Below are 26,637 nucleotides of genomic sequence, written 5' to 3'. Positions count from 1 at the left end.
TCACCTAGAATAGCCCCATGGCTTATACCCTGAGTGGCGATGACGCCTGCCAAATTACACAACCTAGCCCAATACCCAATCCGTATTGGGTGGCTTTTTCATCCTCCGCAGCAAAACTGATTGATCTGGAGTTAGGTCCAAATGGATTGCCTGTCGATCCAGCATGGCTTGAGATTTGCGCAGGAAATTCATTATCTACATCAACCCATCAATTTACAAACCCTCTATCAACTGTTTATAGCGGTCATCAATTTGGCGTTTGGGCAGGACAATTAGGTGATGGTCGAGCTATTTTATTGGGTGATATTAACAGCCAGGAACTGCAACTTAAGGGCGCTGGTAAAACGCGCTACTCCCGAATGGGAGACGGACGAGCCGTTCTACGCTCTTCTATTCGTGAATTTTTGTGTAGCGAAGCAATGCATTCGTTGGGAATACCAACCACGCGTGCCCTATCAGTTGTCGGCTCTGAAATGCCAGTACGGCGTGAAAGCATTGAAACCGCTGCGGTTTGTACTCGACTTGCCTCAAGCTTTTTACGCATTGGGCACTTTGAACATTTTGCATCACTACAAGATGTTTTACGTCTAAAAGAACTTGGAGACTTGTTGATTCGAGATCATTACCCCAAATGCCAAGACACCAGCTATCCCTATTTGGAATTATTCAAGCAAATATGTGACCGTAATGCCAAGCTTGTGGCGCAGTGGCAAGCGGTGGGTTTTTGTCATGGCGTTCTCAATAGTGACAACATTAGTGCCATTGGCTTGACTATGGATTACGGACCATTTGGTTTTATGGATCAATTTCAAATTGACCATATTTGCAATCATAGTGATCAAGGTGGTCGATATGCATATCATCGTCAACCACAAATCATGCACTGGAATATGGTCTGCCTTGCCAGTGCATTTATACCTCTGCTCGGGCAAACTCATGATACCAATGATGCTCAAACGCTCTTGCGTGAAGCGCTAGAGGAATTTGCAGTAAGTTATGCAAAGGCCTGGCAATCCCTTTTTAGACAAAAGCTGGGATTGACAACTGCGCAGGATGGGGATATTCATTTGATTGAACGTCTTCTCCAGGCAATGCATGAATCAAGGGTGGACTTCACGCATCTCTTTAGACAACTAGGTCAAGTTCGGCAAGAGCAGAAAGTCCAAACAATTGCTCTAAGAGATCATTTTATGGATCGAGAACTGATTGATCAGTGGCTCTCTGATTACATCAATCGCCTAAAGTCAGAAAATAGTTCTGATAAAGAGAGGCAAACGGCTATGAATTTAGTTAACCCAAAATTTGTCTTGCGAAATCATCTTGCCCAAGTCGCAATTGATAAAGCCAAGCAACATGATTTTTCGGAAATCCAAACCTTACTCAAAATACTCGCCAACCCTTATGATGAGCAGGTTGAATATGATGCTTATGCCATGCCTCCTCCTCTTGATATCGAGAGGGTTGAAGTGAGTTGTTCATCTTAAGCATAGAGATCTCCAAATGAAAAAGACTGATTCAGAATACAAACAGATATTGAGCGATATTGAATACCGTGTCACACGAGAGGCCGCTACGGAGAGACCTTTTACTGGCAAGTATTGGGATCACTGGGATAAAGGTGGTTATTCTTGTGTATGTTGCGGCACACCACTATTTTTATCGAATACGAAATTCGATGCGGGTTGTGGCTGGCCAAGCTATAACGCACCTCAGGATGAATCCGCTATTAAAGAGGTTCGCGACACAACCCACGGTATGATTCGTACCGAAGTGAGATGTGCGAATTGTGATGCTCATCTTGGGCACGTGTTTGATGATGGCCCCATGCCAACTGGCCTCCGCTACTGCATTAATTCAGCATCACTAAACTTTGAGCCGAGTGATAATACACAAGTCACTAAAGACTGATTAACCTCAAAGCTACAGATATCAAACCAAGTAAATCATCCATGAAATTCTTATTTGACCTTTTTCCGATCATCCTTTTCTTTATCGCCTTCAAGTTTGGCGACATCTATACAGCAACCATCGTAGCGATGGTTGCCACCATTGTTCAAATTCTTTGGGTTTACTATCGACATCGAAAAATCGATGCCATGCAGTGGGTTAGCCTTGTCATGATTGTTGTGTTTGGCAGTTTGACGATCTTTTTACATGACAAAACTTTCATTCAGCTAAAGCCTACTGCCCTGTACTGGCTATTCTCAGGCACTCTATTAATTAGCGCTCAATTCTTTAATAAGAATTGGATTCAAGTTCTCATGGGTAAGCAAGTGACGCTAAAAGCGAATCATTCACATTCGGTCTGGCACAAACTCAATCTTGCTTGGTCTGCATTCTTTTTTGTTATGGGAGCGTTAAATCTCTATATTGCCTTTGAATATTCAGAGGATACTTGGGTGAACTTCAAGTTATTTGGTAGCACTGGCCTGCTAATAGTTTTTGTTATCGCTCAAGGTATCTGGCTATCCAAGCATATGGAGCATCCAGAGTCATGAGCACCAATGAAGAGCGCATCAAATTATTCAAGACAGATCTTGAGCAGGCTTTTACTGCCCTGCAATTAAGCATCGAGGATGAGAGCCACTTACATGCTGGTCATGCAGGTGCAGCTAGCGGTGGTGGCCACTTTAGACTCAGAATTGTTGCTCCCGAATTTGACTCCTTGCCCACCGTAGCCAGGCATCGCGCCGTATATGCTGCCTTAAATCGCCATATTCCTAAGGAAATCCATGCCTTAACCATTTCCGCCCTTACTCCAAAGGAAGCTAGTCTCTAGGCTGCTTTACACTAAGACTCATTACTTACAACTTTCGGTCATCATGTTAACAAATCGTCACTTTCTAGCAATTAGCGCTATCGCCGCCCTCATCTCCACCTCTGCGTTTTCTCAAAATGCGGCCATCGTGAATGGCAAAGCAATTCCTAAAGCGCAGCTTGATAAATTAGTTCAAAAATCAGGTCAGCCTGATAATCCTCAAGTGCGCGATCAAGCGCGCGAGATGTTGGTTACTAAAGAACTCATTCTTCAGGAAGCAGACAAGCGTGGTCTGATTCAAAAAGAATCAGTTCGCGAACAGTTAGAACAGTCTCGAGTGGGCATATTGGTTGCCGCTGTTTTTGAGGACTACGTTGAAAAAGAAGGTGTTACAGAAGCCGAGCTCAAAGCCGCCTATGATTCCGTAAAGAATCAATACACCGGCAAGGAATACCATGTCGAACATATCCTCGTGGAAAAAGAAGCTGATGCAAAAGCCATCATTGTCCAGATAAAGGCTGGTGGAAATTTTGAAGACATCGCTAAAGCAAAGTCGAAAGATCCAGGCTCTGCGCCTAATGGCGGAGATTTGGGTTGGGTTACCGAGAAGTCCCTTGTGCCAGAGTTTTCCAAATCTATGGTGCAACTTAAAAATGGTCAAATTACCGATAAGCCGGTCAAATCCCAGTTCGGTTGGCACATTATCAAAATGGTTGATTCTAGAGACATGAAGGCGCCAAGCTTTGATGAACTCAAGGCTGAATTAAAGCAAATGATTGCCTCAGATCAAAATTGGCAAAAAGCTAAATTTGCAGAAATGATGCAAAAACTACGTTCTAAGGCCAAGGTTCAATAAACGCATCAGCAATAGTAGTGGCTATGCTTTTCTAGATGGGTATCGGCGAGGTCGCAGTTTCTGAATCGCCATACCCGCGATACCGCAAGCAAGCGCGGACATCACAAAGACATCTCTAGGCTGAAATAAGTCCCATATCCATCCCGCACACAAACCCCCAATAGTTCCGCCTAAGCCGTAAGATACCGTCGCCATGATTGCCTGCCCTCTTGCTTGTAATGGGCCCGTAAACCAACGTAGCAAAAGTTTAGTTGCAGCACTATGGTGAGCGGCAAATGTTCCAGCATGCATGAGTTGAGCCAGAATAAGCACGATAGTTGTTGGAAAGAATGCAATCAAAATGAATCGAATTACCCCAACACCAAAAGCGCCTTGAAGAATGACTTCTGAGTCAACGCGACTAAGTATTTTGTTTTGGAAATAGAAAAAGAGAACTTCTGCCGCAACCCCTAAAGCCCAAAATAAGCCAATCTGAAATTTGTCATAGCCCAAGTTCGCTAGGTAGAGCGAATAAAACACGTACAAAGATGCGTGAGCAAAAATCATAAAGAAGCCTGAAACTAGAAACCAACGCACATCAGGATTCAGTAGCACCGCAAATAGCTCGCCCTTTACCATTTTGCGACGTTCCATTTTGGGCTCGTGAAGGCAAAAAGTAATTACCGCCAGTGCAAACAGAATTACAGTGCCAACATAGGGATATAGCTCGATTCCTTTGCGCTGGAATAGCTCACCCGCAATGAGAACCATCGCAATAAAACCTATTGAACCCCATAATCTCAAGCGACCATAACGTTTATCAAAGGAATTGTCTTTGTATAGCGCGTGGATAGTTGCAGTCTCGCCCAAAGGCATTTGGCTGCTCAAAATGGTGTGCAGAACAAACATCCATATGAAAAATCCAATATAGGACTGCAAATAAAAAATGCACAAGAACACCAATGCTGCTAGACAGGCGCAGATCCTAATAATGCCAATGCGATTTGATAGGTAATCCGAAAGCCATCCCCAGCTAAATGGGCCCACAATTCGAGTGATTTGCAACATAGACATCAACACCGCAATTTCAATGACGTTGAAGCCGCGATCTAAAAAGAAGAGGCTTGCATAAGGAGAAACTAAGCCTACGTAAGCAAAATATAAAAAGAAAAAGGACCCGAAGGCCCAGCGAAGTACAGGCGTCATTTAAGCAATCAATTAATCACGTTTTGCGCCTGGTCTCACAGCGGGAATTGGCTTGAGATCCAATTTGACATCGCCGCATTGCGCACGATTGCGCAATGCGTGATCCATGATGACTAGCGCCAGCATGGCTTCCGCAATTGGAGTTGCACGAATACCAACGCAAGGATCATGACGACCCTTTGTTTGAACCGTAATAGGTTTGCCCTGCAAATCAATTGATTGCTTTGGACTCATAATGCTGGAAGTTGGCTTAATTGCAATGGCTACTCGCAAATCTTGCCCAGTGCTGATTCCACCTAAAGTCCCGCCAGCATTATTTGTGGCAAAACCGTCGGCGAACAATTCATCGCCGTGCTCGCTGCCCTTTTGAGCTACCGACTTAAATCCAGCGCCAATCTCAACCCCTTTGACTGCATTAATGCCCATCATGGCATGCGCAATATCAGCATCAAGCTTGTCGAACAAGGGTTCGCCTAAGCCCACAGGAGCATTACGTGCCCTCACCTCAATGCGGGCACCACAAGAATCACCTGCCTTGCGCAGTTCATCCATGTATGTCTCTAATTGAGGAATAACTTCATTGTTCGCGGCAAAAAAGGGATTTGCCTCAATATGAGAAACATCAATAAAGGGAATCTCAATTTCACCAAGCTGGCTCATGAAGCCATAAAACTCAGTGCCATATTGTTCACGTAACCATTTTTTTGCAATTGCTGCAGCGGCAACGACTGGCGCAGTCAATCGTGCAGAAGAGCGTCCGCCCCCACGAGGATCTCTTAGACCATATTTATGGTGATATGCATAGTCTGCGTGACCAGGGCGAAACGTTTGCAAAATGTCACCGTAATCTTGGCTACGTTGATCTGTATTGCGAATGAGTAGGCCAATAGGCGCACCAGTAGTCTTTCCCTCAAAAACTCCAGAGAGTATTTCTACCTTATCTTCTTCTTTACGCTGCGTAACGTGACGAGATGTACCTGGTTTTCGGCGATCTAGGTCAATTTGGAGATCCGCCTCAGATAAAGACATGCCTGGAGGGCAACCATCTACCACTGCCCCAATTGCAGGTCCGTGTGATTCACCAAAAGTAGTAACAGTAAAGAGGAGGCCTAAAGTATTTCCTGACATACCAACATTATGTCATTTGTCGGAAATCTTGGACTAGAAAGCCTTAATTTGTCGTTTTTTCTGCATCTTCAGGCCAGTCGCGAATATAGGCCTTGAGCATCGTATTTTCAAAATCTTGAGCTTCTACAACTGACTTTGCTACGTCATAGAAGGAAATGACTCCCATGAGCATCTTCTGGTCCATTACAGGCAAGTAACGAGCATGATCAACCAACATCATGCGACGCACCTCATCAATTTCCGTTTCCATATTGCAAGTTAGCGGCTTTTGATTCATAACCGAGCTCACTTGCAGCCCATCGAGCTTGCCATGATGCTTTGCTAATGCTGCTATCACTTCGCGGAAAGTTAAGATACCAGCGAGCTTGTCATACTCCATTACAACCAAGGAACCAATGTCATGTTCGCTCATCACGAGCACTGCAGTTTGCAATGCTGTTTCTGGTGCAACCGTAAATAAGGTGCTCCCTTTAACGCGCAAGATGTCCCGAACTTTCATTTTGTCTCCGAATGCGGTGGATTTATAGACTAAATATAGACCCAACTATCTGCTGAATCAAGGGTTTAGATCATTGTTTTAGTAACGAATAACCCTAATGACACCACTTCGTATGATGGGTAAATTGGCCACCAAGACAGCCCCAGCTAGTGTTATCCACCACGTCAGGTAGATCCACAGTAATGCCAATGGGAATATGGCAAAGGCCCCATATACAGTCTTATAAAAGGCGGTGTGAGTTAGAAAGAATGCAAAACCAAATTTCATAAGCTCAAAACTGATGGCTGCAAAGAACGCTCCAGAGATGGCATCGCTCCATAAAATCTGGGAATACGGCAAAATTTTATAAACCACTGCGAACACCAGCACCGCCAAAATAATCGGAGCAATTGTGGCTATTAAGCTGAAACCAATCGATAGAGCTTCTGTCCAGCCCTCTGTTGCGCTGAACAATGCGCCGCTTAAATAAATGCCCGCACCAAGAAGTATTGGACCAAGAAATGTAGCCGCTGAATAAATCAATACCTTTTTAAATAAAGGTCGACTACGATGCACTTTAAAAATTTGATTAAACGCCTTTTCGATAACGGATAAGGTCATGATGGCAGTGACAAATAAACCAGCAATACCCAAAAGTGTCAGCCCTCTGGCTTGAGCTGAGAATTGATCTAGATAGATAAATACTTGTTGATTTATTCCACCAGGCATATAGGTATCAAGCAACCACGTTTTAAATGCGTTCTTAACCTGTATCACCCTTGGTAAATAGCCGATCAAAATCGTCGCAATGGTTATCATGGGAACCAAAGAAAGAATCGTGGTGTAGGCCAGGCTGGCGGCTATTTGATTGAGTTTTTGGTCGCGATTACCCTCCCAGATCTCTTTTGCAAGAGAAAGCCATAATTGGGGGTTACGAATTAGACGCATCGCCGTATCATAAAAGACTATGAATAATCACGACATTTTAGTTTTGTACTATTCCCGCTATGGAGCCACTAAAGAGCTAGCGCGCCTGATTGCCGAGGGGATTGAGTCTGTTCCAGGCGTCAATGCAAGAATAAGAACAGTCCCTTCTGTGTCAACCGTATGCGAAGCATCAGAACCATCGGTGCCTACTGATGGAGCGCCTTACGTAGAGTATTCTGATCTAAAAGACTGCATAGGCCTGGCTCTTGGCTCCCCTACTCGCTTTGGCAATATGGCCTCTCCCATGAAGTATTTTTGGGATGGCAGCTCTTCAGAATGGATGGGTGGTTCCTTAATTGGAAAACCGGCCTGCGTATTTACCAGCACTGGCAGCATGCATGGCGGTCAAGAAAGTACTTTGCTAACCATGATGATCCCATTGCTTCATCATGGAATGATGGTATTGGGTCTTCCCTATAGCGAACCAGATCTCATGTTATCCACGACTGGTGGCAGCCCTTATGGCGTGACTCATCATGCCCATGCTGATGGCCGTGCCCCTATTAGCCCAGAAGAAGCAAGACTTTCTAAGTCTCAAGGCAAACGACTCGCCCTGACTGCTTTAAAACTGATTGCATAGTTCATTTAGCAATGTACAAACACTTACTCAATAAAAACCCGTACCAATTGCTTGCAGTAGCAGCATTCGCAGATCTTTTTATTTTGTGCGTTGCCTGGGAATGGTTTATTTCCCCACTTCGCCCAGGTGGGTCATGGCTCATCTTGAAGGGCATCCCCCTGCTATTTGCAATTCCGGGAATATGGAAGGGTAAGGCTTACACCATGCAATGGGCGTCTATGTTGATATTGCTCTATGTGACCGAGGGATTGGTCAGGATTTTGGAAAGCGGCGCTAATTTTTGGTTGGCATTATTGGAGACTGTTTTAGCAACTACCGCATTTATTTGTCTTTTGATTTACTTGAAGCCTATTAAGAAAGAAGCAAAAAGTTTAGCAAAGAAAAATATGGAATCAGCTTCATGACAGATAAATTCCTTGAGCAATTGAGGCAAATAATCGATCAGCAATATATTTTGACGGCTGATCACGATAAAGAGCCCTACCTTACTGATTGGCGCAAACGTTACACGGGTAAAGCACTTGCTATCGTACTTCCTCGTACTTCTTCAGAGATTGCCAAGATTGTGCACCTCTGCGCTAGCAATAATATTTGCATCGTTCCTCAAGGTGGTCATACAGGCTTTTGCGGTGGCGCCACACCTGATCAAAGTGGAAATCAAATTGTCTTGAATTTGAAGCGCATGAATTCCATACTTCAAATCGATGAAGCAAACCAAACCATTACTTTGGAAGCTGGCTGCATTCTGCAAAATATTCAAGAGGCTGCAGCAGCAAAGGGATTTTTATTTCCTTTAAGTCTTGGCGCTGAAGGAAGCTGCATGATTGGCGGCAACCTAGCTACCAATGCAGGCGGCACGAATGTATTGCGCTATGGTAATACCCGAGATCTTTGTTTGGGTCTTGAGGTTGTTACTGCTAAAGGAGAAATCTGGAATGGCTTAAAGGGATTGCGAAAAGACAATACAGGATATGATCTTCGTGATCTTTTTGTTGGCTCGGAAGGCACTTTGGGAATTATTACCGCAGCCGTAATGAAGCTGTATCCGCTACCGATTTCTCAATGGACAACTCTTGTAGCAGTTGATGACGTTCGATCAACGATTGCGCTACTCAATCTATTTCAAAAGCGCGCTACCTCACTGCTAACCGGTTTTGAGATGATGACTAATGAGTCACTAGTTCTCACTCATAAACACTTTCCTCAAATGGGAAATCCTCTGAAGGGTAATCCGCCATATACGGTATTAATCGAGCTATCAGATCATGAGAGTGAAGCCCATGTACGGCAGCTCTTAGAAGATATATTGCAGGATGCTTTTGAATCTGAATTAATCTCTGATGCAGTAATCGCTAGCAATTTATCTCAAGCAAATGCGTTTTGGCATATGCGCGAACATATTACTCTCGCTCAAGCAGAAGAAGGCGCCAACCTGAAACACGACATCACTATTCCGCTATCTGCTTTGGATGACTTCATGCGCGACACTGATGCCCTGATCAGGGCCAAATATCCTGGCGTACGCATTATCAATTTTGGCCACTTGGGTGATGGGAATCTGCATTACAACATCGCTGCCCCCCAGGGAGTTGCGCCAAAAGAATTCAATCGCTTAAACGAAAAACCCATTCACGAGCTGGTCTACGCCCAAGTAGAGCGCTTTAGGGGGTCCATCTCAGCTGAGCATGGGGTTGGGCAGCTTAAATTGGAGGGTTTACGGGCTCACAAGGGCGAGGTTGCCCATGAGCTCATGAAAAGCGTAAAAAGGGCTCTAGACCCCCAAAATCTCCTGAATCCACACAAGGTTGTCTCTATTTAGGGATTTCAGCACCCTATTTTTCAGATTTATTTGTAATCCTTGTCATCCCAAGCCCTCTTGCTTGCGTTAAAGGGCTATGGAGGTGACAAATATGTCAACAAGACTTAAACGTTGGGCCCGTGCTATTCAACAAATCGACCTGTCCAAAAGGACTCCCGAGGTTGCTATTGGCTACTTAGATAGCAAATACCGTGATATCGCATGGCGTTACATCCGAATTCTGGGTTTTGAGCGCACCATCAGCTTCATGGCTAGCAATAATTTCCATCCAGAGTAAGCAAGCTCAAATACCTAACCCCGTAAATATTTGATTTATTTAGGGGGTTTTTCTTTTCTAAGCTGAATTTTCTAATGAAAGAAAGCTTTTGCTTCCTGAATAACGAGTTCAGGAAGTTCTTCTGGGATGTAATGCCCGCATGCTACTGCCCTTCCAGTGACCACCTCATCTGAAACGGCCTGCCAGTCATCAACAGGAGTAAAACACTGATTCACCAGCCCATGCTCACCCCAGAGAACCCGAACCGGCATTTCTAGCTTTCTGCCATCCTTGCGGTCCGCGCGGTCATGAACAAGGTCAATACTTGCAGCAGCACGATAGTCTTCGCACATCGCATGCATGCTTTGTGGATTGCTTGCTCCAGAAAGATACTCAGACCATCGATCAGGTGAAAAGATTCCTGTGCCCGCATGGCGTCCCATGTGATTCTTCAGCCAATACTCTGGATTTGCGCCAATCATGGTTTCAGGCACCGGCTCAGGCTGAATTAAAAAGAACCAATGCCAATAACCCTTTGCAAATGCCATTGTGGTCTTCTCATACATTGTTAATGTCGGTGAAATATCCAAGAGCATCAGTTTGCGAACGCACTGAGGAAAATCCATGGCCAGGCGATGTGACACCCTTGCTCCACGATCATGACCCAAAACAAAAAACTGTTTGTGGCCCAATGCATTCATTAAGTCATGCTGATCCTTCGCCATGGATCTTTTTGAATAAGTAGAATGATCAGACCTGCCATGAGGCTTGGATGAAGCGCCATATCCACGAAGATCTGCAGCTACCACAGTAAAAGATTTTGCAAGTTCCGGGGCTACCTGATGCCATATTGCTTTTGTCTGCGGAAAGCCATGAAGCAAGAGTAATGCGGGTCCAGCCCCGCCGACCATACAAGCGATTTCAATAGGCCCGTCATCCGATGAGACGGTAACCAGCTTCTGTTCAAAACCTGGAAAAGTAATAGCCATAATTTGCTTAATTCGCTATGAATTTACGTATCTGAGGTAATTAATTGGGTGATGGACATGGCAAAATGCCCCCTGTTTTTTTATGTAAGGTTGGCTTGCAGTCTGATGATGTTGCTTGAGAAGATGGGTTTGGGGTAACTGCAGTAGCTGCCTCAGATGGCAATGCAGTCGAATTCAGGGTAACAGTTGGCGTGCTTATTACGGTCTGAGTAGATTTAGTTGGCTCTAGTCCTACTGATTTATAAAACGCCTTATCAGATCCAGGACAAGGCATGACAGCACCAGTCTTGGGATTTACTACATCTTTGCATTGCGGATTGGCTTCTAATCGCGCCTCTAATTTGGCTGCAGAACAAGCGGTAATGCAAATTCCTAAAACAACAATGATGTAGAGCTTAATGTTCAAGAAATTCATCAAGGATTGAATTGACACTATCCTGCCAAAATCTTCGATAAGAAATCTTTAGCGCGATCGGATCGTGCGTCTGGGTTACCAAAAAACTCTTCTTTGGGACAATCCTCAATAATGCGACCTTGATCCATAAAAATCACGCGATTGCTTACCTTGCGAGCAAAACCCATTTCATGGGTAACGCAGCACATTGTCATGCCTTCGTTCGCTAGTTTCACCATCACATCCAAGACTTCGCCAACCATTTCTGGATCAAGCGCTGAAGTGGGCTCATCAAACAACATCACAATTGGATCCATGCTTAATGCACGAGCGATAGCAACACGTTGCTGCTGTCCACCTGAAAGCTGACCCGGAAATTTATCCTTATGTGCTATCAAACCAACGCGCTCCAGGTACTTCAGCCCATGCGTTTTAGCAGCATCGGCTGTACGACCTAACACCTTCATTTGTGCCAAGGTAAGGTTTTCTGTAATGCTTAAATGCGGAAAGAGTTCAAAGTGCTGAAACACCATGCCAACCCTAGCCCTCAATTTCGGCAAGTTCGTCTTTGGGTCGTGCAAAGGAATGCCATCAACAGTAATCTGTCCAGCCTGGAATGGCTCTAATGCATTGATTGTTTTGATGAGGGTTGATTTACCAGAACCAGAAGGACCGCAGATAACAACAACCTCACCTTTATTGATTGAGGTGCTGCAATCCGTTAGGACCTGAAAGTCGCCGTACCACTTAGAAACGTTTTGAAGTTCAATCATGATCAATTATGGTGTGGACATTAAAAATTAGCGAATGATTGCCACTTTCGATTGCACCTTGCGAACAATCTTAGAAAGCGAGAAGCAAATAATGAAGTAAGTAAAGGCAGCCAAAATATAGGTCTCGATAGGTCGACCATAATTTTTACCGGCGATTTCAAAACCTTTTAACAGGTCATAAGCGCCTATGGCATAAACCAGGGAGGTATCTTGAAACAAAATAATAGTCTGCGTCATAAAGACGGGAATCATGTTTCTAAATGCCTGCGGCAATACGATGAAACGCATATTCTGACTATAGGTCATGCCCAAGGCCTGCGCTGCATAACCCTGACCCTTGGGAACAGACTGAATACCTGCGCGCACAATCTCCGAAAAGAAAGCACCTTCAAAAGCAATAAAGGTAATTGTTGCCGATAGATCAGCGCCGATGGGGCGACCAATTAACATGGGGATTAATAAGAAGAACCAAAGGATCACCATGACCAATGGAATCGATCGCATTGTATTCACATAGATGGTTGCTGGGTAAGCTAAAGCAGGCTTTCCAGATAAGCGCATCAATGCAAGGGATGTGCCGAAGATAATTCCACCAACTGTAGCAATGACAGTTAGCTGCACACTGAAGAGCAGACCCTTCAAAATGTAGTTTGTGAAGAGCTCCCAGTTATAGAAGCTTAAATCTAAGCTCAACATGCTGACACCATTTGATTAATAGCTGCGATCATTAATGTGCCGCCGCTTCTGAGTTGGCAACAATGAAGCCTGGGATACGAGAACGCTTCTCGATATACGCCATCACTCGATTTACAGCAAAGGCTGATAAGGCATAGAGCAAGGTTACCGCTAAATAAATTTCCACCCCATGCGATGTCTCTTCTTGAGCCTGCATGGCAAAGAGCGTTAACTCGGGTACTGAGACCGCAAATGCAACAGATGAGTTTTTAATGAGATTCATACTCTCGGATGTCAGTGGCGGAATCACAATACGCAAGGCCATCGGCAAAATGACATAGCGATAGGACTGGAAAGTGGTAAGACCCAAAGCTGTAGCAGCAGACTTCTGACCAGAAGGTAAAGACTGAATGCCCGCCCTAACCTGTTCCGCAATACGAGCTGAAGTAAAAAATCCTAAAGCAATGCTGACCAACAAATAGGACGGGAAAGATTTCAATACAGGAATAAATGCTGGCACAACGTGGTACCAAAGAAATACCTGCACCAAGATTGGAATATTCCTAAATAGCTCAACCCATGCAGTTGAAATACGCACTAAGAATTTATTTAATTTAGTTTCAAGAGGCAAAGTACGCAAGGTACCCATCACAGCCCCAAGAATTAAAGCAAGAAAAAGGCCAAGGGCTGCAACCGCTAAGGTCCAGCCCCAAGCCTTCATAAGCCAATCCAAATAACTTGGATCTGGATTTTTGCCAAGGACAAACAAGGCTGAAAAACAGTGTTCAACAGGCTCTTGGTCTAGCGTGCCCTTGCAAAATATTCCTAAATCCATAGTTCCAATCGTATCAAGATGAAATGATTTTCAATAAACGCGATTGAAATTACTTCTTGTTGTAATCCTCAGCTGGTTTGTCGTTCAAATTAGCCCAAGCGTTTTTAGTCGCTGGAGATAACTCGAGACCAACAACGATATTTTTTGGAGGGATTGGTGACAAGAACCACTTATTCCAAAGCTTTGGCATATTGCCGTTAGCAACAATCTTAGCGATGGCTGCATTCACTGCCGCTTTGAATTCAGGATCATCCTTACGAACCATGATTGCGATAGGCTCAGTACTCAATACTTCACCAACAATCTTGTAATCTTTTGGATTCTTGGAGTTGGCAATATTACCGGCCAAAATAGAGCCATCCATTACGAATGCATCAGCACGGCCTGATTCCAATAATAGGAAGCTGTCCGCGTGATCCTTACCAAATACTTCATCAAAGTTAACCCCAGTAGCTCTTTCGTGCTTGCGGAGTAGTTGAACTGAAGTAGTTCCAGTAGTAGTAGCAACTTTCTTGCCATTTAAGTCTGCAATAGATTTAATTCCAGAGTTTGCTTTTACAGCAATGCGAACTTCTTCAACATATAGCGTGTTAGCAAAGCCGACATCCTTTGCGCGAGCTGTGTTGTTAGTTGTGGTTCCACACTCAATATCAACCGTGCCGTTCTGGACCAAAGGAACGCGATTTTGCGAGGTAACAGGCTGATAATTGATACGTAGAGTATTCATGCCCAGCTTATCTTTAATGTCACCCAAAATCATGCGGCAAATTTCAACGTGATAGCCATCAAAACGGCTATCACCAGTGGTATAGGACATCGGGATAGATGACTCACGCACACCCATAGTCACAGTACCAGTGGATTTCATTTTGTCTAATGTTTGGCTTGCAGCCTGAGCGTTGATGCTAGAAAGCAATAAACCAGCCGCAATCAGACCTGCCTTAACCATTGAAATACGCTTCATAGAATTTCTCCTTTAATTACTGCACTCTATTTATAGTGATGTAGATACATCTGCATTTATAGCAAATTTATAGGCTAACGCGAGATTTTGCATGAATTTAGCGGGTTTCTACCAGCGCCAAGAGAAAAAACTGGAGGATGGAAAATTTGGCCTGCCCAGCAGGAGTCGAACCTGCGACCTACGGCTTAGAAGGCCGTTGCTCTATCCAGCTGAGCTATGGGCAGAATGAATAAATACAAGTACTTATAGGCTATTTGCAAAAACCAAATCTTGTTTTGGTCAGGATTTGGTCAGGAGTACAGCAAATGGCATCCATTCAAAAGCGGGGTTCAGCCTATCGGGCAAGGATCACTCGTCAGGGCAAAAGCACACTTTGTGCGACATTTTACAGCCGTAATGAAGCTCTAGCCTGGGCAAGGGAGCTTGAAGCTAAGTTGCGCCTAGGGATCTATGAGGAGAAAAGCCCTCCTGTTGGTGCTGATATGGCTTTTAGAGCAGCAGCCGAACACTATATTGCCACCCACTCTATTCATAAGCGTAATTGCACCTCAGAAACGGGGATTTTTAAAATACTGATTAAACGATGGGGTGACTTAGCGGTTAGCAAGATTGATAAGCAGCAGGTGCTGGCTTTAAGGGATGAGCTCCTTAACAATGGACGATCTAGCGATACCATCAACCACTATTTCAATGCAATATCCAAACTCTTTCAGATGCTTGAAGGAGACTGGGATCTTGTTCTGCCAAATCCCATAAAGGGCATCAAGCGGATGCCACCCTCCGCTGGACGAACCAAACGAATTACTCCTGAGATGGAAACACAACTGCTATTAGCCTGCAATTTATTTAATCTGCCCAGTTTGCGGGCAATCTTAATTATTAGCATTGAAACTGGAATGCGTAGAGGCGAGACTATGAGTTTGAAATGGGAGGATGTAGATCTTGTGAACCGCAAGCTATATCTACACACAACCAAAAATGGAGAGGCTCGTCAAATCCCTCTCACCAAAAGGTCTTTAATCACGCTAAAAGAACTTGAGCAAATTGTTGGTGGGTTTGTATTCCCAATTACCTTGGATTCATTACGATGCCAATTTAAGAAAATTAGGAAGCACTGTGAAGCTAGTTGGGTTCAATCTGGAATTAATCCATTCAAGGAGTTGCGCTTTCATGATTTTCGACATGAAGCAATTAGCAGACTTTCAGATGCTGGACTAAATGTTATTGAGCTTTCTTGCATCAGTGGTCATAAAACTTTGGCAATGCTGAAGCGCTATACACATCCTTCACATCAGGCAATTTTTGCAAAACTTGATCTGCATGAATAGATGAATTGCATTAATAGATGAACGGGTTTTTCCTATCTGAAAATCAATCAAAATATATTGACATGGCTATTCATTTCTTTAAACTCGTATCTAAGTAAAGCAATGTAGCATCATGCGTTACTTTCTTTAGCTTTGTAGTACTTCGCTAGAGATGTAGTTTTTACCTAACTGGAGACAACGGCTGGTGAACGAAAGTTCGCTTGTTAATTAATGCTCATTTTAGGAAAAACTAATGAAAATCAATTCAAACTATCTTGATATAGACCTCCCAGTTGGTCTGGCAAAGATCGCCAATGGTCGTGATCTTATTTCTACTCATGAAACAGCATTCGCATTTGGCATTGTTCCGCAAACATTGCGAAAGCACTTATGCACCAAAGGAAGTTTTCATGGTGTAAAACCAATCAAGATCGGTGAGCGCTGGCACTTCTCTGTAAGAGATCTTGCTCTACTAATGCGTGGGGAACTACATAAATAAAAAATCCCCCACTCCTACAAGCAAGGGATTTTTACATATCAACACACACTTCGGAAACTAAATTATGACTATAGACACTTTAATTAACAGGTTAAATAAGGTCAAGCAAACAAATCACTTAACATGGATAGCATGCTGTCCAGCACACGATGATAGGAATCCATCATTAGCAATTCGCCAAATCGATGATGGCAGAACTCTTATTCATTGTTTTGCAGGTTGCACTCCTAACGAGATAGTTGGTTCGATAGGATTATCACTTCAAGATCTATACCCAGAAAAAAATCAAGACGCTACCTATAAGCCCTTTCGAAAAATATTTGATGCCCACACATCACTTCAATTGCTTAAATTTGAAAGTTTATTGGTATTGGAATGCGCTAGAACAATAAATCGAGGTGAGTTATTAAATTATCAAGATCGTGATCGGTTATTTAAGGCTGCTGAGCGAATCCAAAGGGTTTGTGAAGCTGGGGGACTGGTATGACCTACGAAAATATTGCCAATCGGTTTATGGCTGCAACCACAAACCAAAAGTCGTTATCAATGAGTCAATTGCGAGACAAGATGGCTATGACTACAGAGCGAGTGCAAAAAATTGAGAGCGCAGAACTAATATTCGAAAAACTTATAGCAAAGGGTTTGATTACGGTTGTAGCTGCACCACCAAACGGTGGAAAAACAACTATTGCTAGGCATATTGCACGAATACTTGCTAACAAAGGCTTCCAGCCCATATATATAGACTTCGATTCTGCAGGCATTCATGTCCGTGAATACTTTGAGTATGCAAAGGATGCGGGCTTTGAGTACTGGGCTGAAATGAATTCAGACATCGATGCTGAAAAATTGGCGGACTACTTGGTTGCTGCGTCTAAAAATGAATCAAACCAAGCTGATTACATTTATATTTTTGACACACTTAAAAAGTTCACTAACTTAATGACTAAAAGTAAGGTCGCAGACTTCATGTCAAAAATGCGAATATTAACCAGACATGGATCTACCGTCATTCTATTGGCGCATACAAATAAAAGACCAGAATCAGATGGAAATTATCTTTTTGAAGGAGTGGGAGATGTTAAAAATGACTGCGACAATCTTTTTTACCTAATCCCTAGAAAAAATCATGATGGCAGCACTACAGTAACCGTTGATTTTGATAATGGTGGTAAGAAAAAAGCGCTTTTAGAACCATGTACCTTCGTTATCCAGCCTGATCGGACAGTTAGCCTCGCTGAAGAATACACTCAACCAGAAGATCTCAAAAATTATGAACTTGATAAAGAAGATATAGAAGTGATCTTAGGGTTGTTATGTAATGGCGAATTAAATGAATCAACGCTTGTAGATTTATGCCAGAAACAAGGCATTTCAAGACGCACTAGCAGACGCATACTACGATCATATGAATTATGGAATGTCCGCAAAGGAGATAAGAATGCAACGCTCTACTCATTACTGGAATAACTAGCCATGTGGAATTGCTAGGTAACTGGTAAAACTGGTAGATCTGGTTATTGCTGTTTATCCAGATTTACCAGTTATTTAAGTATTACCAGATAGATTGATTTACCAGTACACCCGTTTTATCAAAATTTAAAGAGGACGGTGAGTGGTACGGCTACAAACCTTCCCTTACAGACCAAATCTGATTCTTGGTGTAGCACCCGTTAATTCAACCCTAGCTACTCTAGAGTGCTGGTAACTCGGATCAGATGATATTTGACTAATTACCCTACTAATCCGTATTTGAGCCACTTCCCCAAACTCACTTCGCTCACCCCTTAATATTGCATAAAGAGTTTGCCGAGAAATTCCAGACCTTTCGGCTACTTTTGACATAGAGGGTATCGCCTCATCAAACCTGAGACGCCTTTGGTGAGCCCTCAACCATAACGAAATTTCTGCAATACTCAAAACCAATCTAAGACCCAGATTATTTACTTGCCATAACTTGGAATATAGTAGTACCCATTATCTTCGTTGTATATGTTTACATATTCAGACTCTTTTCCTTGAGCAACCCCAGCGTTAAGAAATTTTTCAAAGTAAATTTGCGTCTTATCATTTGAAAAACCAATTGGCATATCGCTATCTGGTCGCATCATCACAGAAATTTTATATAAGCTATCAACAGTCTTGGATTGTTTTAGAGAGCACTGGAATTGCTTGACACCAAGCCAGTTGGGTTTTGCGAGTGCAACTGACTTACATTCGCTCATAGAATATTCTTGAGGGGTAGTGCTTTGAGGAACTGTCTCCCAAACTCCCAAAATTCTTCTAGCCTCACCTAAAAAAATAAATTTTTGCGAAGAATATATTGCGCATAACCCACGGTTGAATTTATAGGAAGTATCTTCTATAGGCGCTACTGCGTATAAGCATCTTGAAAAAAATACAGGCTTTCCATAGTTATTTTGAATGCCAATATCATCAGCAAGACTCCCAGGATTGGATATGGAAGAGCATCCAATTAAAACGAGGACGCACCATAAAAGAAGGATCTTTATCATCTTGATGCGATGGTCATTCGGAAGTTTGATAGTAACCCTTAGCCCTTAAGCATTGCTCAACATACGAATCACGATTCATTGACATCAACATTGCAGAGGACATAGCGCCAGCCATATTCCCCACTGGAGGCGATCTTTGCCCATAAGTCGCATTATTTGCATAAACCTGACAATCCGCTACATCTTGTTGAAAATAACTTAGGCGATTTTTATCTGAATGTGTCCAGTAAGAGGCACAACCTGTTAACAATACAGTTAGAACAAAACTAATGCTTCGGGACATATACTTTGTTTCCGTTGTCGTTTATATAGTACTGACCTCCCTGAGGACCTGTGTAAATAGGTCTGCCACCGCCATAGCTCTGAGCCTCAGATGAATAATCTCTAGCTCTCGTCCCCTCGCCCCCTGTATAGGGGTTTGAATTGCCTTGTGTTGAGTAGTTATTCCAGTTTGTTGAATCGGGAGAGGATCGAGTGTACCCATTCACATAAGTTCCATCCTTTTTGTAATACCCGTTTACATAGGTATCAGCAAAAGCCGTACCAAAAGCAATGCAAAAGATGATGAAAGCCAGCAAATGTTTCATGCTTACCCCTAGATAGTTATTAGACTTGGCACTAATTCCTACTATAGTGGGAAGACTTTAGGGTGTCAAAAACGAACAATCCCCAGTTATATGGGGAAATCAACCGATCTAGACGCTGCATTTGGGATAGCCCTTAGAAGACTTAGGCAATCCAAAAAACTTACGCAAGAACAACTGGGATTTGAGGCTGGTCTACGCAGAACTTTTATTAGCTCACTAGAGCTTGGCGAGAAACAAGCCTCTTTAGCAACAATACAGAAGCTGGCAGCCGTTTTTGACTTAACTATGGCTAAATTCATTCAGCTTGTAGAAAAAGAGCTGTAACAACCCAAAAGCTGATTTTTTTTGGTGGAGGGAGGCGAATGGGGCACGCACCGTTAGACCTCATGCCCAACTTGATTACCTTTTGGTCAGGATCTGGTCAGGATTCTTACAAATTGGTCAAGATTTACTGTATAAATCTCATCAGGCGCAAGATGCGGTTAAATAGCAAAAACCCATATAGACGCTTGTAATTAAGGATTTCTGACGCTTTAAGGTTTTATGGAGTTATGCCTTCATGCCGATTTATCGGCTTAGAAGGCCGTTGCTCTATCCAGCTGAGCTATGGGCAGATATTGGCTGGGTCTATATCAGAACTAAATAGAGAAAATGGTCGGAGTACAAGGATTCGAACCTTGGACCCCCTGCTCCCAAAGCAGGTGCGCTACCAGGCTGCGCTACACTCCGACGGAATCAATATTCTACACCGACAGGGCTATTTCAGGCAAATCCTGTAATATTCGGCAGATGGTTGCCCATTTTTCCAGCAAATTGAATAAGCAAGTACACGCCGTGCTTATGGTGGTACTGCTGGCATTTTGCATGTTGGGAACACGCTGGGTAGGCCTCAATCATGGCGTCTCTCATTTGGGCTTCGCAAAACAAACAGTTTGCGAGAGCGCTGCTGTTGCGAGTATATCCACCGCTTCTCATAGCTCGGATGTCTGTCATCTATTTGATGCCTTAACGCTGGCTGGTTGTATCCCACCTAGTTTTTCTTCAGCACCTTTAGCAAACCACAATCAATCCATCAGCCATCAGGGAAAAGCGGAACAGGTAGATGCACCCTCTTTGATTGCATATCAATCTCAAGCACCCCCTTCTCTCATTATTTAAACGTTAAGTTCAATCCAGATTATTCATTCTGGATTTGATTGTTTATTAATCGTCAATTCACCGACGAATATGGATGAAGTATGTATTTTCAGTATTACCGTTCTTTTCTTATTGCAATCTCGCTAATTACATCCTCCTTGATGAGTGCGAATGCATGGTCACAAAATGATCTGGATACAGCATTGCAGATTAATGTCAGTGGCTCACGCGATGATGGTCAGGGGTTTTTGTCGCCGAACAAGGTAATTGCAGGAGATGAGCTACAAAATAAGCTTGGCAATACTCTGGGCTCAACCCTCGCAAATGAACTAGGAGTCTCAGCTACTGGCTATGGATCTGGCGCATCAAGACCAGTGATTCGAGGGCTTGAAGGTGCGCGCGTGCAAATCTTACAAAATGGTCTCTCGGTAGGCGATGTGTCTAGTGTTTCACCAGATCACGCTGTAGCCAACCCGATGCAAAACACACATCAGATTGAAATACTACGCGGCGCAGCTGCATTAATGTATGGTTCTGGCTCTAGTGGCGGCTTAGTGAATGTCTTGAATGATCGCATCGTAACCACATTACCCGATGCATTATCTGGAGCAATGAATGCAAGCTATGAAACTGTAAATCAAGGAAAAACCGGCAATATTGAATTAGATGGACCAGTTGGCCCCTTAGCTCTGCATCTGGATTCAACTATCAACAACTCAAACAATTATCAAATTCCTGGATACGCAGAACAAGGCGGTCCTAATGCAAATTGGGCAATTAATCCAGGCAATCCGGTAAACGTTCCGTACAGTGGAAAACTGCCGTTTTCATTTAGCAATCAAAATAGCCTGGGACTTGGCGCTTCATACATTCGAAATGATGGCTATACCGGGGTTTCATTAGAGAGAATGAATCACAACTACGGCATACCTACTGCCGAGGATGGATTTATTCAGCAGTCCCAAAACCGATATGACCTAGCGCATCAAACGAATAACCCATTTGATGGTTTTAGCTCCCTAAAGCTCAGCGCAGCCAACACGAATTATCAGCATACTGAATTTACCAATAATGGTATTGCATCTACACAATGGAATAACACTGCCACGGAAGCTCGATTGGAATTAGCACACAAACAGTGGCTTGGATCTAACGGTGTAATTGGCGCTCAAGTGACTGGTGCGACACTAAATGCGATTGATTTAGCTACAAATAACTATGCCATCGTGCCACAAACAAAATCTAATGCAAGCGCTCTATTTTTAGTTGAAGAAGGTCGCTATGGTGACCTGAAAACCAGTTTAGGAGCACGCTACAGTTATGCAGCACAAAATCCTAACTCGGCAACCCAATTTCCAAGCCCAGAATCACAAAAATTTGTACCAAACACCTATGGCCCACCAATTATTCAGAACCGACAGTTCAATTTGTTTTCGTATTCAGCGGGAGGAATATACGACCTTGCCAAGGGCTACGGTCTTGGACTGGCTTACACCGTTTCTCAAAGAGCGCCAACTCCACAAGAGCTATATTCATATGGGCCCCACGACTCGACAGCAACCTTTGATATAGGCAACTCAAATCTAGGTACTGAAACTTCTCACAATATTGAACTCAGCTTCCAGAAAACTTTAGGCGATATTCGCAGCAAAGTAAGTCTGTATCGCAATCAATTCACTAACTATATATATGGCTTCTACACTGGCTCATACAGCACGGCAAACGATAACTTTTCTGTTGTTCAAGCATCACAAGCCAATGCCAATATCAGGGGCGCAGAAGGCGAGCTATCTTACAACTGGAACCAAACAGGAATTGGTAGTCGTATTTTTGGAGATGTATCGCAAGGCAGTTTTAATGCTGGCGGAAATTTACCTCTACAACCGGCTCCACGCTTAGGCGCTGAAATGGCTTACCAACGCAATGGATGGCTGAGCAGTGCAACCTATATCTACAGTTATCAACAAAACCGTTTAGCGAATTGGGAAATCGGACCAACACCAAGTTATAACCTGGTAAATGCAAATCTTTCCTACACTGAGCGAATTGGGAAAATCAATTGGACTGGCTACTTGGCGCTGAAGAACTTATTGAATCAAGATATTCGATACGCAACATCACCGATGGCGGTTCGACTCTATGCACCACAACCCGGTAGGAGTTTAATGGTGGGCGTACGCGCTGCTTTTTGAGATCACTTGCCAGCAATAAGGCGTCGTAGCTTTAAGGCAAAACTAGTATTGTCGTCATACCCCTTGAACATATTTGATCCTGGACCTATAGCCGCCACCGTAATTGGAGATGGAGTATGACCAGAGGTGCCCCAATAAAAACCCGTTTGACGCGCTATTGCCAAACCAAGAATATTTGCTGGTAAATAGTTTGAGTTCGGATACAACTGACCTTGACCGGTTATTTTCTCTCGGAGATCTTCGTCTAGATTCAGCCCAGGAAAATTTTCCGCAAGCAATGTGTTGAGAAAATCATTCAACTCAGCCTTACTAGCACCCTGTTTTATCTTGGCCTTAAATTGCATTGAAAATTCATTTAAAGACATCTTGAATTGTTCAATAAGCTTTAATTGCTCCATATCCACATTCAGATAGTTAGCATTACCTGCAGGACCAAGGTTTTTACGTCCATAGGTGGGAGAAAACCCGCCTGTTTCATGATCACCAGTAACGATGATTAAGGTGTTGGGGTTGCGCCTCTGAAAATCCAATGCAATCTTGACTGCATCATCAAACGCCCAGAGATCACGCATTAGTGAGGCTACGTCATTATTGTGTCCAGCGGAGTCTGTGTTTTCATTTTCAATAAAAAGTACAAAACCTTTGTTGGGGCTTGTCTTTTGTTCAAGGGCGCGCAATCCGATATCCAACATTTGCGATAGGCTGGGCGCCTCTTTGGGATTTCGTTCAATTTCGTAGTCAATATCTTCATTGGCAAACAGCCCTAGCACCTTTGGCTTGCTTAGATTGCTCAGATCATCTGAAGAATCAATATATTGAAAGCCTCGATCCTGAAAAGCTTGAATGATATTTTTCCCATCTAGCCTCTTTCCACCCTTAATAGTGGTTGGAAGAAAAAAGTCTGCGCCGCCACCCATTAAGACATCAGGCTCTAGTTGCAAGTACTGGTTCACGATGGATTCACTATCGCGCCTTGACTTTGCATGCACACTAAAAGCTGCAGGACTAGCGTCATAAACTGGTGCGGTACTGATGAGGCCAATGCGCTTGCCGCTAGCTTTAGCGTACTTCATCAGTGTCACAGGAGACTTGCCATCAGGCGTTACTGAAATCGCGCCATTATTTACCTTCTGACCAGTAGACATTGCTGATGCAGCAGCCGCAGAATCTGTCACAAAATAATTTGCAGATTCTGTCTTCATCAACTGGAAATTTCCTTTTGTCATCACAACATCTGTAATGGCAAAAGGTTGTTGGCGCAAAAGCTGACTTGAATACCGGCCAAACTCATATTGACTACTAGTAGTGCCATCAGCAAACAAAATAATGATATTTTCAGGATGCTGCTTTTGAGTTTGAGCCAGGCCAATCGGCGAGTTCAGTAGCGCTAAGGCGAAAAACAAACCAGCAATGACTCTGAACTTCATTATTGCCAGCTTATAAAACATCGGTAGATCCCCTATTTATGCAGTAGGGACTAAATCTGCGATGCTTTTGGCTGTTCTCATTGCAACATTGGCATCTTTAGTCTCGACCATGACGCGAAGCAGTGGTTCTGTCCCAGAAGCTCTGATCAGCACCCTGCCACTATCCTGAAGCTCTTTTTCAACCAACTGAATCTGCTTACTTAAAGCTTCGTCTGTTTTCCAGTTATAGCCGGTCTTGAATTTCACATTCAAAAGTACTTGAGGAAAAATCTTCACAGCATCCAATAATTGGGACAGACTTTTTTTATTGTGACTCATGGCCGCCAAAACTTGTAGCGCAGCTATCGTGCCATCACCAGTAGAGTGCTGATCTAAACAAAGCAAGTGACCAGAACCTTCGCCACCGATGAGCCAACCCTTCTGCTTTAGTAACTCAAGCACATAGCGATCACCTACGTTTGCTCGTTCAAAACCAATACCTAAACCTTTAATGGCATTTTCAACAGCTAGATTAGTCATTAGCGTGCCAACTGCACCACCTAATTTTTGTCCGCGATCTAAACGGTCCTTAACCAGTACGTATAGAAGCTCATCACCATTAAATAATCGTCCGGATGCATCAACCATTTGTAAACGATCTGCATCGCCATCAAGCGCAATGCCCAGGTCCGCCTTGACTTCCTTAACTTTAGCTATGAGGGCTTCAGGCGATGTGGCACCACAGCCATCGTTAATATTTCGACCGTCTGGATTAACGCCAATCGATACTACTTCCGCCCCGAGCTCATGAAAAACATGGGGCGCCGTGTGATATGCAGCGCCATTTGCACAATCCACAACCAGTTTTAATCCCTTTAAATTGAGATCGCCCGGAAATGTAGATTTGCAAAACTCAATATAGCGTCCAGCAGCATCATCCAATCTAAATGCCTTGCCCAACTCTTTTGAGCTAACGCAACCCATAGGTTTTTCCAGTTCAGCTTCAATTGCTAATTCAAAATCATCGGATAATTTATCGCCATTAGCCGAGAAAAATTTGATGCCATTATCTTGATATGGATTGTGTGATGCTGAAATCACAATGCCAGCCGATAAACGCAAAGCTTTTGTCAGGTATGCAACGCCTGGGGTTGGGATTGGTCCGCATAACATCACATCGACACCTGCAGCAGCGAACCCCGCTTCTAGAGCTGCTTCTAAGAGATAGCCGGATACTCGTGTATCTTTACCAATAAGCACCTTGCAGCGCTCACCGGATTTCGCATCCTTGCTTAACACTTTGCCAGCAGCATAGCCAAGACGGGTCATAAACTCCGGAACAATCGGAAATTTGCCTACCTCACCTCGAATGCCGTCAGTTCCAAAGTATTGTTTTTTCATATGGATTGATTATAAAACTTTGGTAGATTCAGTAGAAAGTAAAAATCCTATGTATTTACGGCTTCCCAAAGCTTCAAGGCATCGATGGTTTCGGCCACATCATGCACCCGAACGATTCTGGCTCCTCGATCTGCAGCCATTATTGACGCAGCAATACTTGGCGCAAGACGTTGATCTGCCTCCTTGTTGGTGATCTTGCCAAGCATTGATTTTCTCGAGATTCCAGCAAGCACTGGATACCCTACCTCTGAGAAACAATCAAACTTAGCAAGCATTTCTAGATTATGTTCAAGGCTTTTACCAAAACCGAATCCTGGATCTAATGCAATCCTATCGTGATCAATGCCTTTATTTATCAAAAGATTTGCACGCTCTTCCAAAAACTGCATCACCTCGAATACAACATTCTGATATTCAGGATTAAATTGCATCGTGAGCGGATCGCGTTGCATATGCATCAAGACTATTCCGCAATTAGAATTCTCAAGAACGGCATCAACTGCACCCTTCTGGCGTAATGCCCAAATGTCATTCACACAATCCACACCAGCATGAAGGGCTTGCCGCATAGTTTCTGCTTTATAGGTGTCGATTGACAAGGGAACGCCACAATCCTTTAAACCCTCTATTACTGGAAGCACGCGATCGAGTTCTTCTTGCAATGAGACTGGTTCGGCACCCGGCCGTGTAGATTCTCCTCCGATGTCTATCAAATCCACTCCAGCAGCAATCATTACTTCAGCCATAGCGATTGCATCTTTTGCTGAGCGAAACTTACCACCATCTGAAAATGAATCGGGCGTGGCATTTAATATGCCCATCACAATAGGACGTTTGTGTTTCGAGAAGTCAAAAAGGAAACGCCCACAACGCCAAGTTGTGGGCATGTCTTTTCTACCTCTTTTGCCTGTCACA

At 43.5% G+C, this 26,637-nt stretch carries 32 protein-coding genes and 2 tRNA genes; 16 read left to right on the top strand and 18 right to left on the bottom strand.

Annotated features, from left to right (window positions below; all coding sequences use genetic code 11):
* The first annotated feature begins 17 nt into the window (after window positions 1–17).
* From DCO17_RS05150 to DCO17_RS05130, 5 genes are read left to right on the top strand one after another with little or no spacing between them, the layout of a single operon-like run.
* Entirely contained in the window at window positions 18–1,484 is a 1,467-nt protein-coding gene (locus tag DCO17_RS05150; RefSeq protein ID WP_173955707.1) for a protein adenylyltransferase SelO, read from the top strand.
* A 16-nt stretch (window positions 1,485–1,500) separates the two neighbouring features.
* Window positions 1,501–1,908, top strand: coding sequence for a peptide-methionine (R)-S-oxide reductase MsrB (gene msrB / locus DCO17_RS05145; RefSeq protein ID WP_173955706.1), 408 nt, complete (start codon window positions 1,501–1,503; stop codon window positions 1,906–1,908).
* Window positions 1,909–1,949: 41 nt separating this feature from the next.
* Window positions 1,950–2,498: a septation protein A gene (locus DCO17_RS05140; protein WP_173955705.1), complete on the top strand. Its 549-nt coding sequence runs from the start codon at window positions 1,950–1,952 to the stop codon at window positions 2,496–2,498.
* Window positions 2,495–2,779 carry a BolA family protein gene (locus tag DCO17_RS05135; protein ID WP_173955704.1) on the top strand — a complete coding sequence of 95 codons (285 nt, stop codon included), beginning with the start codon at window positions 2,495–2,497 and terminating at the stop codon, window positions 2,777–2,779. Before DCO17_RS05140 ends, DCO17_RS05135 begins: the two co-directional genes overlap by 4 nt.
* A 43-nt stretch (window positions 2,780–2,822) precedes the next feature.
* Complete coding sequence (locus DCO17_RS05130) at window positions 2,823–3,614, top strand: peptidylprolyl isomerase (protein ID WP_173955703.1); 792 nt, start codon at window positions 2,823–2,825, stop codon at window positions 3,612–3,614.
* A gap of 21 nt (window positions 3,615–3,635) precedes the next feature.
* Here the strand turns inward: DCO17_RS05130 and DCO17_RS05125 are convergent, their stop codons facing one another.
* From DCO17_RS05125 to DCO17_RS05110, 4 genes are all read right to left on the bottom strand, one after another.
* The gene (locus tag DCO17_RS05125) at window positions 3,636–4,799 is read right to left on the bottom strand and encodes an MFS transporter (protein ID WP_173955702.1); all 1,164 of its coding nucleotides are present in this window, start codon (window positions 4,797–4,799) and stop codon (window positions 3,636–3,638) included.
* Window positions 4,800–4,811: 12 nt separating this feature from the next.
* Window positions 4,812–5,927 carry a chorismate synthase gene (gene aroC / locus DCO17_RS05120; RefSeq protein ID WP_173955701.1) on the bottom strand — a complete coding sequence of 372 codons (1,116 nt, stop codon included), beginning with the start codon at window positions 5,925–5,927 and terminating at the stop codon, window positions 4,812–4,814.
* Between the two features lie 43 nt (window positions 5,928–5,970).
* A complete protein-coding gene (locus tag DCO17_RS05115; protein WP_173955700.1) occupies window positions 5,971–6,426 on the bottom strand; it encodes a CBS domain-containing protein in 456 nt (151 codons plus the stop codon).
* Between the two features lie 78 nt (window positions 6,427–6,504).
* On the bottom strand, window positions 6,505–7,353 hold the full coding sequence (locus tag DCO17_RS05110; protein WP_173955699.1) for a YihY family inner membrane protein: 849 nt from the start codon (window positions 7,351–7,353) through the stop codon (window positions 6,505–6,507).
* A gap of 19 nt (window positions 7,354–7,372) precedes the next feature.
* On the opposite strand from DCO17_RS05110, the gene wrbA reads away from it, so the two are divergent.
* The 4 genes from wrbA (at window position 7,373) to DCO17_RS05090 (ending at window position 10,068) form a co-directional block, all read left to right on the top strand.
* Window positions 7,373–7,972, top strand: a complete 600-nt coding sequence (gene wrbA, locus DCO17_RS05105) for an NAD(P)H:quinone oxidoreductase (protein ID WP_173955698.1) — start codon at window positions 7,373–7,375, stop codon at window positions 7,970–7,972.
* Between the two features lie 11 nt (window positions 7,973–7,983).
* A complete protein-coding gene (locus DCO17_RS05100) occupies window positions 7,984–8,376 on the top strand; it encodes a DUF2069 domain-containing protein (protein WP_173955697.1) in 393 nt (130 codons plus the stop codon).
* Window positions 8,373–9,791 (top strand): FAD-binding oxidoreductase, encoded by a 1,419-nt coding sequence (locus tag DCO17_RS05095; RefSeq protein WP_173955696.1) that lies wholly within the window; start codon window positions 8,373–8,375, stop codon window positions 9,789–9,791. Before DCO17_RS05100 ends, DCO17_RS05095 begins: the two co-directional genes overlap by 4 nt.
* A gap of 91 nt (window positions 9,792–9,882) precedes the next feature.
* On the top strand, window positions 9,883–10,068 hold the full coding sequence (locus tag DCO17_RS05090; protein ID WP_015420997.1) for a hypothetical protein: 186 nt from the start codon (window positions 9,883–9,885) through the stop codon (window positions 10,066–10,068).
* Between the two features lie 71 nt (window positions 10,069–10,139).
* Here DCO17_RS05090 and DCO17_RS05085 read toward each other — a convergent pair whose 3' ends face one another.
* The 7 genes from DCO17_RS05085 to DCO17_RS05055 form a co-directional block, all read right to left on the bottom strand.
* Window positions 10,140–11,036, bottom strand: coding sequence for an alpha/beta fold hydrolase (locus DCO17_RS05085; RefSeq protein WP_173955695.1), 897 nt, complete (start codon window positions 11,034–11,036; stop codon window positions 10,140–10,142).
* 40 nt (window positions 11,037–11,076) lie between these two features.
* Window positions 11,077–11,469, bottom strand: a complete 393-nt coding sequence (locus tag DCO17_RS05080; protein WP_254598819.1) for a hypothetical protein — start codon at window positions 11,467–11,469, stop codon at window positions 11,077–11,079.
* A complete protein-coding gene (locus tag DCO17_RS05075) occupies window positions 11,469–12,203 on the bottom strand; it encodes an amino acid ABC transporter ATP-binding protein (protein ID WP_173955693.1) in 735 nt (244 codons plus the stop codon). Before DCO17_RS05075 ends, DCO17_RS05080 begins: the two co-directional genes overlap by 1 nt.
* A gap of 27 nt (window positions 12,204–12,230) precedes the next feature.
* Window positions 12,231–12,899: an amino acid ABC transporter permease gene (locus DCO17_RS05070; protein WP_173955692.1), complete on the bottom strand. Its 669-nt coding sequence runs from the start codon at window positions 12,897–12,899 to the stop codon at window positions 12,231–12,233.
* A gap of 31 nt (window positions 12,900–12,930) precedes the next feature.
* Window positions 12,931–13,713 carry an amino acid ABC transporter permease gene (locus tag DCO17_RS05065; protein WP_173955691.1) on the bottom strand — a complete coding sequence of 261 codons (783 nt, stop codon included), beginning with the start codon at window positions 13,711–13,713 and terminating at the stop codon, window positions 12,931–12,933.
* A 49-nt stretch (window positions 13,714–13,762) separates the two neighbouring features.
* Entirely contained in the window at window positions 13,763–14,662 is a 900-nt protein-coding gene (locus DCO17_RS05060; RefSeq protein WP_173956712.1) for an amino acid ABC transporter substrate-binding protein, read from the bottom strand.
* Window positions 14,663–14,824: 162 nt separating this feature from the next.
* Window positions 14,825–14,901, bottom strand: a tRNA-Arg gene (locus DCO17_RS05055).
* An 81-nt stretch (window positions 14,902–14,982) separates the two neighbouring features.
* Between DCO17_RS05055 and DCO17_RS05050 the strand changes: the two genes are divergently transcribed.
* The 4 genes from DCO17_RS05050 (at window position 14,983) to DCO17_RS05035 (ending at window position 17,953) form a co-directional block, all read left to right on the top strand.
* Window positions 14,983–16,005 (top strand): tyrosine-type recombinase/integrase, encoded by a 1,023-nt coding sequence (locus tag DCO17_RS05050; protein WP_173955690.1) that lies wholly within the window; start codon window positions 14,983–14,985, stop codon window positions 16,003–16,005.
* A 232-nt stretch (window positions 16,006–16,237) separates the two neighbouring features.
* Window positions 16,238–16,483, top strand: coding sequence for a hypothetical protein (locus tag DCO17_RS05045; protein ID WP_173955689.1), 246 nt, complete (start codon window positions 16,238–16,240; stop codon window positions 16,481–16,483).
* 64 nt (window positions 16,484–16,547) lie between these two features.
* Window positions 16,548–16,970, top strand: a complete 423-nt coding sequence (locus tag DCO17_RS05040) for a DNA primase (protein WP_173955688.1) — start codon at window positions 16,548–16,550, stop codon at window positions 16,968–16,970.
* On the top strand, window positions 16,967–17,953 hold the full coding sequence (locus DCO17_RS05035) for an AAA family ATPase (protein WP_173955687.1): 987 nt from the start codon (window positions 16,967–16,969) through the stop codon (window positions 17,951–17,953). The genes DCO17_RS05040 and DCO17_RS05035 overlap by 4 nt, the downstream gene beginning before the upstream one ends.
* A gap of 473 nt (window positions 17,954–18,426) precedes the next feature.
* Here the strand turns inward: DCO17_RS05035 and DCO17_RS05030 are convergent, their stop codons facing one another.
* From DCO17_RS05030 to DCO17_RS10545, 3 genes are read right to left on the bottom strand one after another with little or no spacing between them, the layout of a single operon-like run.
* On the bottom strand, window positions 18,427–18,999 hold the full coding sequence (locus tag DCO17_RS05030; RefSeq protein ID WP_173955686.1) for a hypothetical protein: 573 nt from the start codon (window positions 18,997–18,999) through the stop codon (window positions 18,427–18,429).
* Between the two features lie 13 nt (window positions 19,000–19,012).
* Window positions 19,013–19,282: a hypothetical protein gene (locus DCO17_RS05025; RefSeq protein ID WP_173955685.1), complete on the bottom strand. Its 270-nt coding sequence runs from the start codon at window positions 19,280–19,282 to the stop codon at window positions 19,013–19,015.
* Entirely contained in the window at window positions 19,266–19,586 is a 321-nt protein-coding gene (locus tag DCO17_RS10545; protein ID WP_173955684.1) for a hypothetical protein, read from the bottom strand. Before DCO17_RS10545 ends, DCO17_RS05025 begins: the two co-directional genes overlap by 17 nt.
* A gap of 90 nt (window positions 19,587–19,676) precedes the next feature.
* Here DCO17_RS10545 and DCO17_RS05015 point away from each other — a divergent pair, with 90 nt between their 5' ends.
* Complete coding sequence (locus DCO17_RS05015; protein WP_173955683.1) at window positions 19,677–19,910, top strand: helix-turn-helix domain-containing protein; 234 nt, start codon at window positions 19,677–19,679, stop codon at window positions 19,908–19,910.
* 328 nt (window positions 19,911–20,238) lie between these two features.
* Here the strand turns inward: DCO17_RS05015 and DCO17_RS05010 are convergent.
* Window positions 20,239–20,315: transfer RNA gene (locus DCO17_RS05010), tRNA-Pro, on the bottom strand.
* A gap of 84 nt (window positions 20,316–20,399) precedes the next feature.
* Between DCO17_RS05010 and DCO17_RS05005 the strand changes: the two genes are divergently transcribed.
* Both DCO17_RS05005 and DCO17_RS05000 read left to right on the top strand, forming a co-directional pair.
* Entirely contained in the window at window positions 20,400–20,744 is a 345-nt protein-coding gene (locus tag DCO17_RS05005) for a hypothetical protein (protein ID WP_217425448.1), read from the top strand.
* Between the two features lie 140 nt (window positions 20,745–20,884).
* Window positions 20,885–22,915: a TonB-dependent receptor gene (locus tag DCO17_RS05000; RefSeq protein ID WP_254598818.1), complete on the top strand. Its 2,031-nt coding sequence runs from the start codon at window positions 20,885–20,887 to the stop codon at window positions 22,913–22,915.
* Window positions 22,916–22,917: 2 nt separating this feature from the next.
* On the opposite strand, the gene DCO17_RS04995 is transcribed toward DCO17_RS05000, so the two are convergent.
* Genes DCO17_RS04995 through folP form a run of 3 tightly spaced genes read right to left on the bottom strand, consistent with a single transcriptional unit; the run spans window position 22,918 to window position 26,609 of the window.
* Window positions 22,918–24,363 carry an alkaline phosphatase gene (locus tag DCO17_RS04995; RefSeq protein ID WP_173955680.1) on the bottom strand — a complete coding sequence of 482 codons (1,446 nt, stop codon included), beginning with the start codon at window positions 24,361–24,363 and terminating at the stop codon, window positions 22,918–22,920.
* Between the two features lie 15 nt (window positions 24,364–24,378).
* Complete coding sequence (gene glmM, locus DCO17_RS04990) at window positions 24,379–25,722, bottom strand: phosphoglucosamine mutase (RefSeq protein WP_173955679.1); 1,344 nt, start codon at window positions 25,720–25,722, stop codon at window positions 24,379–24,381.
* A 47-nt stretch (window positions 25,723–25,769) separates the two neighbouring features.
* Complete coding sequence (gene folP / locus DCO17_RS04985) at window positions 25,770–26,609, bottom strand: dihydropteroate synthase (protein ID WP_173955678.1); 840 nt, start codon at window positions 26,607–26,609, stop codon at window positions 25,770–25,772.
* Between the last annotated feature and the right edge of the window lie 28 nt (window positions 26,610–26,637).

Source organism: Polynucleobacter tropicus (assembly GCF_013307225.1).
Taxonomy (GTDB): Bacteria; Pseudomonadota; Gammaproteobacteria; order Burkholderiales; family Burkholderiaceae; genus Polynucleobacter; species Polynucleobacter tropicus.
Note: the sequence above shows the minus strand (reverse complement) of the source record. Positions and strands in the feature narration are given on the sequence as shown.

Coding starts and splice junctions, on each gene's coding strand:
- DCO17_RS05150 (WP_173955707.1), top strand. CDS start 18: ATGGCTTATACCCTGAGTGGCGATGACGCCTGCCAAATTACACAACCT.
- msrB (WP_173955706.1), top strand. CDS start 1,501: ATGAAAAAGACTGATTCAGAATACAAACAGATATTGAGCGATATTGAA.
- DCO17_RS05140 (WP_173955705.1), top strand. CDS start 1,950: ATGAAATTCTTATTTGACCTTTTTCCGATCATCCTTTTCTTTATCGCC.
- DCO17_RS05135 (WP_173955704.1), top strand. CDS start 2,495: ATGAGCACCAATGAAGAGCGCATCAAATTATTCAAGACAGATCTTGAG.
- DCO17_RS05130 (WP_173955703.1), top strand. CDS start 2,823: ATGTTAACAAATCGTCACTTTCTAGCAATTAGCGCTATCGCCGCCCTC.
- DCO17_RS05125 (WP_173955702.1), bottom strand. CDS start 4,799: ATGACGCCTGTACTTCGCTGGGCCTTCGGGTCCTTTTTCTTTTTATAT.
- aroC (WP_173955701.1), bottom strand. CDS start 5,927: ATGTCAGGAAATACTTTAGGCCTCCTCTTTACTGTTACTACTTTTGGT.
- DCO17_RS05115 (WP_173955700.1), bottom strand. CDS start 6,426: ATGAAAGTTCGGGACATCTTGCGCGTTAAAGGGAGCACCTTATTTACG.
- DCO17_RS05110 (WP_173955699.1), bottom strand. CDS start 7,353: ATGCGTCTAATTCGTAACCCCCAATTATGGCTTTCTCTTGCAAAAGAG.
- wrbA (WP_173955698.1), top strand. CDS start 7,373: ATGAATAATCACGACATTTTAGTTTTGTACTATTCCCGCTATGGAGCC.
- DCO17_RS05100 (WP_173955697.1), top strand. CDS start 7,984: ATGTACAAACACTTACTCAATAAAAACCCGTACCAATTGCTTGCAGTA.
- DCO17_RS05095 (WP_173955696.1), top strand. CDS start 8,373: ATGACAGATAAATTCCTTGAGCAATTGAGGCAAATAATCGATCAGCAA.
- DCO17_RS05090 (WP_015420997.1), top strand. CDS start 9,883: ATGTCAACAAGACTTAAACGTTGGGCCCGTGCTATTCAACAAATCGAC.
- DCO17_RS05085 (WP_173955695.1), bottom strand. CDS start 11,036: ATGGCTATTACTTTTCCAGGTTTTGAACAGAAGCTGGTTACCGTCTCA.
- DCO17_RS05075 (WP_173955693.1), bottom strand. CDS start 12,203: ATGATTGAACTTCAAAACGTTTCTAAGTGGTACGGCGACTTTCAGGTC.
- DCO17_RS05070 (WP_173955692.1), bottom strand. CDS start 12,899: ATGTTGAGCTTAGATTTAAGCTTCTATAACTGGGAGCTCTTCACAAAC.
- DCO17_RS05065 (WP_173955691.1), bottom strand. CDS start 13,713: ATGGATTTAGGAATATTTTGCAAGGGCACGCTAGACCAAGAGCCTGTT.
- DCO17_RS05060 (WP_173956712.1), bottom strand. CDS start 14,662: ATGGTTAAGGCAGGTCTGATTGCGGCTGGTTTATTGCTTTCTAGCATC.
- DCO17_RS05050 (WP_173955690.1), top strand. CDS start 14,983: ATGGCATCCATTCAAAAGCGGGGTTCAGCCTATCGGGCAAGGATCACT.
- DCO17_RS05045 (WP_173955689.1), top strand. CDS start 16,238: ATGAAAATCAATTCAAACTATCTTGATATAGACCTCCCAGTTGGTCTG.
- DCO17_RS05040 (WP_173955688.1), top strand. CDS start 16,548: ATGACTATAGACACTTTAATTAACAGGTTAAATAAGGTCAAGCAAACA.
- DCO17_RS05035 (WP_173955687.1), top strand. CDS start 16,967: ATGACCTACGAAAATATTGCCAATCGGTTTATGGCTGCAACCACAAAC.
- DCO17_RS05030 (WP_173955686.1), bottom strand. CDS start 18,999: ATGATAAAGATCCTTCTTTTATGGTGCGTCCTCGTTTTAATTGGATGC.
- DCO17_RS05025 (WP_173955685.1), bottom strand. CDS start 19,282: ATGTCCCGAAGCATTAGTTTTGTTCTAACTGTATTGTTAACAGGTTGT.
- DCO17_RS10545 (WP_173955684.1), bottom strand. CDS start 19,586: ATGAAACATTTGCTGGCTTTCATCATCTTTTGCATTGCTTTTGGTACG.
- DCO17_RS05015 (WP_173955683.1), top strand. CDS start 19,677: ATGGGGAAATCAACCGATCTAGACGCTGCATTTGGGATAGCCCTTAGA.
- DCO17_RS05000 (WP_254598818.1), top strand. CDS start 20,885: ATGAGTGCGAATGCATGGTCACAAAATGATCTGGATACAGCATTGCAG.
- DCO17_RS04995 (WP_173955680.1), bottom strand. CDS start 24,363: ATGTTTTATAAGCTGGCAATAATGAAGTTCAGAGTCATTGCTGGTTTG.
- glmM (WP_173955679.1), bottom strand. CDS start 25,722: ATGAAAAAACAATACTTTGGAACTGACGGCATTCGAGGTGAGGTAGGC.
- folP (WP_173955678.1), bottom strand. CDS start 26,609: ATGCCCACAACTTGGCGTTGTGGGCGTTTCCTTTTTGACTTCTCGAAA.